Here is an 8,834-nt window from a genome sequence, read left to right as displayed (position 1 = left end):
TCAACCCCGTGTGCCGGATAGCCGTGTCATCCTCTGCGGCCATCTGGGGGGCGGGGCTGGTTTGCGCGTGGGCGCTGGCACCCAGCATCAGCGCGAACATGGATACGGAGCATAATGCGATCGGCAGACGTGCCATTTCAAGTCCTCCCCTATGGCTGGCCCATTCGCCATGCCCTGAATTACTCGGACTAATTATTGCTCAGACAAATGGAGTGCAAGCGAAATTTTCTGGTGGGGCCGCATGATGGCGGGGCGTGACATTATTGCTGCATCAAAAAGTACCGGATATTCAAGGATAGTCCGGCCGGAAACGGGTCTGGCGGGGGGCTGGCGGCCCGCCGATATGCAAGATCCGACATTGCCTATTTGTCGGAGCATATCGGTTGACGTCAGTCCGCACGCCAGCGTGCCGCAGCGTCACGGCTGCGCACGAGGCGAATCTGGCCGTCTGCCACGCCGATCGCCTTGCCCGGCGCGGCGATCGCGGCAAAGCGGATGGTGCCCCGCCGCGCATCGGCCAGGCGGACGAACTGGCTGCGCAGGTCGAAATCGGCGCTGTTGCTGTCAGGCTCCAGCGCGACCGATCCGTCCTTGCGCGCGACCAGATAATGGCCGGGCATCAATATGGGGGACAGCATGACGCTTTGCTGGCCCGCGCGACCGGGCGTCTGGCGGAACTGCGTCTGGGCCAGCAAGGGGTTGCCCGCGATCAGGCGGGGGCCGTCATGCGCCAGCAGGAGTTTGGCATTGGTGGCTGACGCAAAGCGCTCCGGCAGTGGTCCGTTGCCTACCGGCACACCGAAATCGGGGATGCCATCGGCGGTATAATAGAGCCGCTGGACGCGGGTATGGCGGTCCGGGTTGAACAGCGGATCGCCCTGGATCGCCTCATAGTCCCGGCCATGATAGACCAATATGTCGCGTCCCTGTTCGTCCACGGTGAAACTGTTGTGGCCAGGGCCGAACACGCTGGTTTCCCGGCATGTCGTGAAAACCGGCTGTGGCGATTTGGTCCAGCTGGCCGCGTCGAGCAGGTCGGCATCTTCATCCGCGGTCAGCATGCCCAGGCAGTAGCGCGCGTCGGTCGCGCTGGCCGAATAGGTCATTAACAGACGGCCATTGCGGTGCAGGACAGCAGGCGCTTCGGCGACCTTGTAGCCGCGAATTTCCCAGTCGAGCGTCGGCACGGTCAGGCGGGTCGCCTTGCCGGCCAGCTTCAACGGGGATTCCAGCTTGGCTATGTACAGGTTACTGTTCGTCTCGATCTCCGGCTCACGCTGCGCCCAGGCGAAATAGCGCTGGCCCTTGTGGACGAAGCTGGTCGAATCGAGGTTGAAACTGTCCCACGGCGCCTGAAACTGCCCCAGGAGGCTCCATTTGCCGGTCATCGGGTCAGGCCCGTCGCAAACGAGGGCATAGGTGCGGATGCGGAATACATCCTCGCCCCCGCCGCTGGGCCCGGCGGCGAAATAGATGATCCACTGTCCATCGATCCGGTGCAGTTCGGGCGCCCAGATGAAGCCGGACAGGGGGCCGGTCTTTTCATGCCGCCACAGCACGGTTTCGGTTGCGCTGGTCAGGCCCGCGATCGTCTTTGACCGGCGCAGCACCAGCCGGTCATATTCGGGGACTGACCCGGTCATGTAATAATGGCCATCGTCATGGCGAAATATCTGCGCATCGGCGCGCTGGCGGACGAGCGGGTTTTGCGGTGCGGCCACGGGCGCTTCGGCGACCTTGGCGCGCGCCATCATCGGCGCGGCGGACAGGGCGGCGCTGCTGGCGATGAAGCCACGGCGGGACAGGGTGAAATGCATGTCTTTCTCTCCGGTCGGTATTCAATAATCGGCCTGGGGCCAGCCGTCCGCGCCCCAGCGGACCGGCGCGATCCGCAGGGTCGGGACGCCGTTCGATTGCTTGTCATAGGCGTGGTAGACGACATAATCCTGGCCATCCCTGTCATGCAGCCAGCCCGCATGACCAGGACCACGGAAGCGCTGTTGTTCCTGCAGGTCGGCGCGCAGGAAGATGGTGCCGCCCCCTTCCAGCATCGAACTGCCATCCTTGCCCAGATAGGGGCCGGTAATCGCCTTCGACCGGCCGATGACGGTGTAATAGGTGCTGGCGGCGCCCTTGCAGCAATAGTCGTAGGACGCCATCAGCCAATAATAGCCGCCATGGTCGATGATGAAGGGCGCTTCGACCGGGGCCGGACCACCCGCCGGGGCCGGACGCCGGGCGATGGCGACGGGCCAGGCCTTGGGGTTTTTGGGCTTGCCGCTTTTGGGGTCCAGTTCGAACAGTTTAAGGCCCGTCCAGAAGCTGCCGAGCGAAAGCCAGTGACGGCCTTCGCGGTCGATGATGAAATTGGGGTCGATCGCGTTGAAGTCGTCGCCCTTGTCCGACATGACGACCATGCCTTCGTCCCGCCAATGATAATCGGGCGCGCCAGGGTCCAGCGTCGGGCTGGTCGCCAGGCCGATCGCGGATCGGTTCGACCCGAAGGTGGAGACCGAATAATAGAGGCGGTAGCGGCCATTCACATAGCTGATGTCGGGCGCCCACATGCCATCGCTGCCGGGGATCGCCGCCTTCGCCCAGTCGGGCAGGGCGGTAAAGACCGGCGCGCCGGCGGTCCAGTGGATGAGGTCAGGCGACGTGCGGGTTTCGATCAGCCGCTTGCCATGGCCGGTGCTGAATATGTGATAGGTGTCGCCCTGCCGGATGATGACCGGATCATGGGTGGGCGTCAGGTCGCCGGTCAGGCGGCTGTTGAGCGTGTCGCGCGGCGGCGGGGACGGCTGCTGCGCGCTGGCGGGGATCGCCAAAAGGGCAAGCGCCAGCCAAGCGATGAACGTCGGTCGCCTCATGCGGACCTCTCCAATTAAAGCCATGTGCTCCCGCGCAGGCGGAAGCACATGGCACTTCAGGCTTTACTGCAACTCCAGCACCACGACCGACTTGGGCGGCAAGGTCACGCTCAGCGTGTCGCCGCTGACCTGCGCCCCGGTAAAGGCGACCGGCTTGACGGTGTCGGGCGCGTCGAACGTGTTGTGGGCGTTGATCGCTGATGCGGTCAGGATGCGGCCGGTGACGTTCGCGGCATTCAGCCCGTCCAGCTTGACCGTGACGCTATTGGGCTGGTTGGGGTCCAGGTTGGACAGGCCGACATGCACCTTCCCATCCTTGCCCCGGACCGCCGATCCGCTGACGGCGGGCATCGACCATTTGTCCTTATGGTACCAGGGTGTGTCGATGCTGATCGGCAGCACGGTCGCATCCTGCCAGGGCTTGTACATTTCGAACACATGATAGGTCGGCGTCAGCGCCATCTTGCTGCCATCGGTCAGGATCATGGCCTGCAACACGTTCACCATCTGGGCGATGGCGGTCATCTTCACCCGGTCGGCATGACGCGCAAAAATGTCGAGATGGATCGACGCGACCAGCGCATCGCGCAGCGTATTTTGCTGGCGCAGGAAACCGGGATGGGTGCCTGGGTCATCGGCATACCAGGTGCCCCATTCATCGACCGCCAGCCATATTCTCTTGGCCGGATCATATTTGTCCATGATGGCGCTATGCCTGGTGATCAATTCGTCGATGCGCAGCGCTTCGGCCAATGTGTTGGCCCAGCCCGTCTCGTCAAACTGAGTGGAGGAAGCGCGCGGCGGCCAGGCGCCTGGGATGGTGTAATAATGGAGCGACAGCGCGTCGAGCTGGCCGCTCGCCATCTTCATCATCGTCTCGGTCCAGTTATAATCGTCGGAATTGGCGCCTGCCGCGATCTTCATGATCCTCGTGCCGCGCGGCGCCTTGATGAAGGTGGCGTAGCGGCGGGTGACGTCGGCGGCATATTCGGCGCGCATATTGCCGCCACAGCCCCACAATTCGTTGCCGACGCCGAAATAGGGAACGGCCCATGGTTCCTTATGCCCGTTCTTCGCGCGTTCTTCGGCCAGCGTTCCCGCAGGCGACGTCATATATTCGACCCATTCGGCCATTTCCTGCGGCGTGCCATTGCCGACATTGCCCGCGACATAGGCCTCCGCGCCGATCTGGCGGATCAGCTCGAAAAATTCATGGGTGCCGACCGTGTTCGGCTCGGTCACGCCGCCCCAATGGGTGTTGATCTTGACCGGGCGCTTGGATTTGCCGCCAATGCCTTCGCGCCAATGATATTCGTCGGCAAAGCAGCCGCCGGGCCAGCGCACGACAGGCACGGACAGGTTCCTGAGCGCCGCAATCACATCGTTGCGGAAGCCGTTCGTGTTGGGGATCGTCTTGTCATTGCCGACCCACAGGCCGCCATAAATGCCGTTGCCCAGATGTTCGGCAAACTGGGTGAAGATGCGCTTGTCATAGACCGGGCCGGGGCTGGCGGCGTTGATCGTCGCGGTCGTCGGCTTGCCATCCGTGTCGGCATGGGCGGTGGTGGCAAGCGCCGTAGCGCAAAGTAGCAGCGTGGCCGTCGTGCGGCGCAGGGCTTTGATCATGTCGTCCACTCCTGTGATCTTAATCGTGAAATGCGTCAGTGGTCTCGCGCCGCCCGCGCAGGAAGGCGTCGGCGACCAGCCGCAGCGGATCGGTATCGACGTCCGATCGCCCGCCCCGGATCAGCGCGGCAAAGCGGCTGTAGAGCCCCGGATATTCGACATCCTCGCCATGGTCGGTGGAACCGGGCAGGTGCAGCACCGCGCCGCCCTGCGACAATTTGAGCGTGCCTGCGTCGGTTTCGACGGCAATGTCCCAGCTTTGCGGGCCGGTCTGCCGCCAGTCGAGGTCCATGTGGATCGGCGCGCCGCCCGTGTCGCGAAAATGCAGGTCAGCCGCGATCGGGGCGGCGCGATTGTCCGGCAGGATCAGCGTTGCATCCTTCAGGAAGAAGGGGCGCGGCAGGATGTGGGTCGCTATCGAGAGCGCGTTGATCCCCGGATCAAACACGCCAAGGCCGCCGGGCTGCCAGATCCACGCCTGCCCCGGATGCCAGACGCGCACATCCTCTCGCCAGACGATCGACACGCTGTCGATCTTCCGCTCCGCGAGCCAGGCGCGTGCCGGAGCGACGCCCGCGGCAAAGCGGCTGTGCCAGGCCGCGAACAGGGAAACGCCCACCTTGTCCGCCTGCGCCTGCAACGCGCCGACTTCGGCCAGCGTCGCGCCGGGCGGCTTTTCCAGAAACATATGGATGCCGCGCCCCAGCGCCTGCGCCGCCAGATCATAGCGGACCTGCGGCGGGGTGCAGAGCGCTATCGCGTCCACCGCCGGGCCGTCATGCAGCAGCGCGTCCAGGCTGGCCAGATGCGGCACCCCGTCCAGCCCGGCATCATGCGGGCTGACCGTCGCGGCCAGGCTGAAGGCGCTATTGCCACGGATGGCGGGGACATGCTGGTCGCGCGCAATCTTGCCCATGCCCACGATTGCGATGCGGATCGGGTCCATGGCGGTCAGAGCGCCTGGACGACCACTTCGACGGGCCGGGCGCGTTGCAACACATTGCGCACGGGCAGGGTGAAGGGCGCGGCGGCGATTTCGAACACATCACCTTCCTGCGTCGCGATGCCATCGCTGAACGACAGCGTCGCCGTGCCGAAGAAATGGACATGGACGTCGCCGGGACGGCGGAACAGGTCATATTTGAAATGATGATGTTCCAGATTGGCGAAGCTGTGCGACATATTGCCTTCGCCCGACAGGAACGGTTTTTCCCAGATCGTGGCGCCATCGCGCAGGATGCGGCTGGCACCCTCGATATGTGCAGGCGGGGTACCGACCAGCAATTCCGGCCCAAGGGCGGCCTGCCGCAGCTTGGAATGGGCGAGCCACAGATAATTGTGCCGCTCGGTCACATGGTCGCTGAACTCGTTGGCCAGCGCCAGGCCGAGCCGATAGGGCTGGCCGTCATCACCGATGATGTAGATGCCCGCCAGTTCCGGCTCCTCGCCGCCATCCCTGGCAAAGGCCGGCATGGTCAGCGGTTCGCCCGGCCCCACCAGTTGCGACCCGTCGCCCTTGTAAAACCATTCGGGCTGCTGGCCGACGGCGCCCGGCGCGGGCTTGCCGCCCTCCAGCCCTTCCAGGAACATGCGCATGGAATCGGTCTGCCGTTCCGCCGCCGCTGCCTCGCGGTGCATCTTGTCGCGGCCTTCGGCGGAGCCGAGATGGGTCAGGCCCGTGCCGGTCAACTGGATGTGCGCGTCATCGTCATGGTCGATGGGGGCGAGCAATTCGCCCGCTGCAAAGGCCGCGGCAATGTCGATCGCATCGCCCGCGCCCGCCGCTTCGACCGCGGCGCTCAGGCTGATGTTACGGGCGATTGCGTCGAGCGCCAGGGCGCGGATGCTGGCATAGCCCGGCACGATATGGGCGGCATCGCCCTGCGCCGCGATGACGGAGCGGACGCCGCTGGGGGCACGATGCTGCAACAGGCGCAATGTCATGAAAAAACTCTCCTCCCGCACGCCATTCGCGGCGCTGGCTGACCCTGAATGATGGCCGATCATGTGCTTGGGCGGCTGTGATATGCAGCAGCGCTTGCGTGATGACTCTCTCAATTACTCCGACATATTACAGGAAGATGGTAATGGCAATGCTTGTATTCTACATCGATCCGTGCCTGATAGGTGCAAGGTGGGAGGAGCCGGGATGGGACAGGACAGGCCGTCAACAACTGCGCATGCCGCGGAAAATGGGGATTCGGCAAAAGTGGCGCGGGGGCCTGGCAGGCGATTGCACGGGGCGATCGCGCACAAGCTGGGTACGGCGATCTTGTCTGGCCAATATGCGCCGGGCGATGTCCTGTCGGGCGAGGTCGCCTTTGCCGAGGAACTGGACGTGTCGCGCAGCGCCTATCGCGAAGCGATTCAGGTGCTGACAGCCAAGGGATTGGTGGAAAGCCGCCCCAAGGCCGGAACGCGGGTGTTGCCGCGCACCCGCTGGAACCTGCTTGATCCCGAAGTGCTGGGCTGGGCCTTTGCCGGGGAACCCGACATCCAGTTCGTGCGCGACCTTTTTGAGCTGCGCGCCATCGTCGAACCGGCCGCCGCCCGGCTGGCGGCGCAGCGGCGCGACAAGAATGACATCAAGATCATGAAGGACGCGCTGGCCGCGATGCGCCGCCATACGCTGGCGACCGAGCTGGGCCGCGCGGCCGACCGCGATTTTCACAATGCGATCCTCAACGCGACCCGCAACGATGCGCTTCAGGTGTTGTCCGCCAGCATCGGATCGGCGGTCAACTGGACCACCCAATATAAGCAGCGCGCCCGTGCCCTGCCGCGCAACCCGATCCCCGACCATGTCCGCGTGTTCGACGCGATCGCGGCGGGAGACGCGGCGGCGGCGGCCGAGGCGATGGGCGTGCTGGTCGATCTGGCGCTGGAGGATACTGCAAGCGCGATGGGGGGATGATCCTGCCCGGTACGGGCAATGAAAAAGGCCGGAGCAGGGTGGTCCTGCTCCGGCCTTTTTTTGCCCCGAAGTGCGACCCTCGGCTGTTTTTGGCTTATTCCGCGACTGGCTGGTCGGGCAGCGCATGGGTCACTTTCGATCCCCATAGCGCGTAGAAGAGGATGTAGAGTTCGCACGCCGCGGTCAGCAGGAACGACCATTGCAGGCCGAATTCGTCCGCCAGCTTGCCCTGCACCACGACCAGCGCGCCACCGGCGATCGCCATGATCAGCAGGCCCGATCCTTCCTCGGTCAAGGGGCCAAGTCCCTTGATACCCAGGGTGAAGATGGTGGGGAACATGATCGAATGGAACAGGCCGACCAGGATCAGCGACCACATCGCGATCGGGCCGGTGGTGAATACCGTCACCAGCATGACGATGAACGCCCCGATCGAGAAGGCCGCCAGCACATGGCCTGCATCGAATTTCTGCATGATCGCGGAGCCAGCGAAGCGGCCGACCATCATCCCGCCCCACAACAGGCTGAGATAATTGCCCGCCTGCTCATGGGTCAGGTTGGCGATATCGGGCTGGCTGACGAAATTGACGAACAGGTTGGCGACGCCGATTTCCGCGATCAGATAGATGAAGATGGCCGGGATGCCGAACACCAGATTGCGATGCACCCAGAGCGAGTGCTTCTTGCGCTCTTCCTTGCTGTGACGCGATGTCGCATTGCCCATGGCGGGCAGGGGGAAGCGGGCGATGATGACCGCCAGAACCACCAATATGACCGCGACGATGATATAGGGCAGGATCACCGACTGCGCGTCGGCCAGCCGTTCGGCCTGGGTCAGGACGACATCGCCCTGCGACGTGCCACCCTTCGACCGGCCCAGGATCAGATAGGCGCCAAACAGGGGAGCAAGCATCGTGCCCGCCGAGTTCATCGCCTGCACCAGATTGAGGCGCGAGGAGGCGGTTTCCGGCTTGCCGACGACCGCGACATAGGGGTTGGCCGCGACCTGCAACAGGGTGATGCCGCTGGCGATGACGAACAGCATGACCAGCGTCACGCCATAGGAGGGGATGGACGCCGCCAGCGTCATGCCCGCTGCGCCCGCCGCCATGATCAGCAGCCCGATGACCATCGACTTCTGATAGCCGACCCGTTCGATCAGCTTGGCCGACGGGATGGAGGCGAAGAAATAGGCGATGAACCAGACCGATTCGATCAGCGTCGTCTGGGTGTAGCTCAGGTCGAACACGCTGCGCAGATGCGGCAGCAGCGTGTTGTTGATGACCGTGATGAAGCCCCACATGAAAAACAGGCTGGCCAGCAGCCCAAGCGCCGGGCCGTAGCGAACGCCGGGATTATGCGCCATCGATGGCGCGGCGGTCGAGGAAACTGGTCCTGCCATTCATCCGTCTCCGTAAATTCCA

7 protein-coding genes are annotated in these 8,834 nt (G+C 64.1%); 1 reads left to right on the top strand and 6 read right to left on the bottom strand.

Features of this window, described 5'->3' with window-relative positions; genetic code table 11:
* Positions 1 to 389: 389 nt before the first annotated feature.
* The 5 genes from SX1_RS11645 to araD1 form a co-directional block, all read right to left on the bottom strand.
* Complete coding sequence (locus SX1_RS11645; protein WP_019053124.1) at positions 390 to 1,817, bottom strand: glycoside hydrolase family 43 protein; 1,428 nt, start codon at positions 1,815 to 1,817, stop codon at positions 390 to 392.
* Positions 1,818 to 1,838: 21 nt separating this feature from the next.
* Complete coding sequence (locus SX1_RS11640) at positions 1,839 to 2,870, bottom strand: arabinan endo-1,5-alpha-L-arabinosidase (protein WP_019053123.1); 1,032 nt, start codon at positions 2,868 to 2,870, stop codon at positions 1,839 to 1,841.
* A 63-nt stretch (positions 2,871 to 2,933) separates the two neighbouring features.
* Positions 2,934 to 4,496 (bottom strand): alpha-N-arabinofuranosidase, encoded by a 1,563-nt coding sequence (locus tag SX1_RS11635; protein WP_026149694.1) that lies wholly within the window; start codon positions 4,494 to 4,496, stop codon positions 2,934 to 2,936.
* 19 nt (positions 4,497 to 4,515) lie between these two features.
* Positions 4,516 to 5,442 (bottom strand): Gfo/Idh/MocA family protein, encoded by a 927-nt coding sequence (locus tag SX1_RS11630; RefSeq protein WP_019053121.1) that lies wholly within the window; start codon positions 5,440 to 5,442, stop codon positions 4,516 to 4,518.
* A 5-nt stretch (positions 5,443 to 5,447) separates the two neighbouring features.
* Complete coding sequence (gene araD1, locus SX1_RS11625) at positions 5,448 to 6,440, bottom strand: AraD1 family protein (RefSeq protein ID WP_026149693.1); 993 nt, start codon at positions 6,438 to 6,440, stop codon at positions 5,448 to 5,450.
* Between the two features lie 205 nt (positions 6,441 to 6,645).
* Between araD1 and SX1_RS11620 the strand changes: the two genes are divergently transcribed.
* Positions 6,646 to 7,410, top strand: a complete 765-nt coding sequence (locus SX1_RS11620) for a FadR/GntR family transcriptional regulator (protein ID WP_026149692.1) — start codon at positions 6,646 to 6,648, stop codon at positions 7,408 to 7,410.
* A 94-nt stretch (positions 7,411 to 7,504) separates the two neighbouring features.
* On the opposite strand, the gene SX1_RS11615 is transcribed toward SX1_RS11620, so the two are convergent.
* Complete coding sequence (locus tag SX1_RS11615; RefSeq protein WP_026149691.1) at positions 7,505 to 8,812, bottom strand: sugar MFS transporter; 1,308 nt, start codon at positions 8,810 to 8,812, stop codon at positions 7,505 to 7,507.
* Positions 8,813 to 8,834: the final 22 nt, after the last annotated feature.

It is taken from the genome of Sphingobium xenophagum NBRC 107872, assembly GCF_000367345.1.
In the GTDB taxonomy this organism is placed as follows: Bacteria; Pseudomonadota; Alphaproteobacteria; order Sphingomonadales; family Sphingomonadaceae; genus Sphingobium; species Sphingobium xenophagum.
The sequence above is the reverse complement of the archived record's forward strand: the minus strand, read 5'-3'. Positions and strand labels throughout refer to the sequence as shown.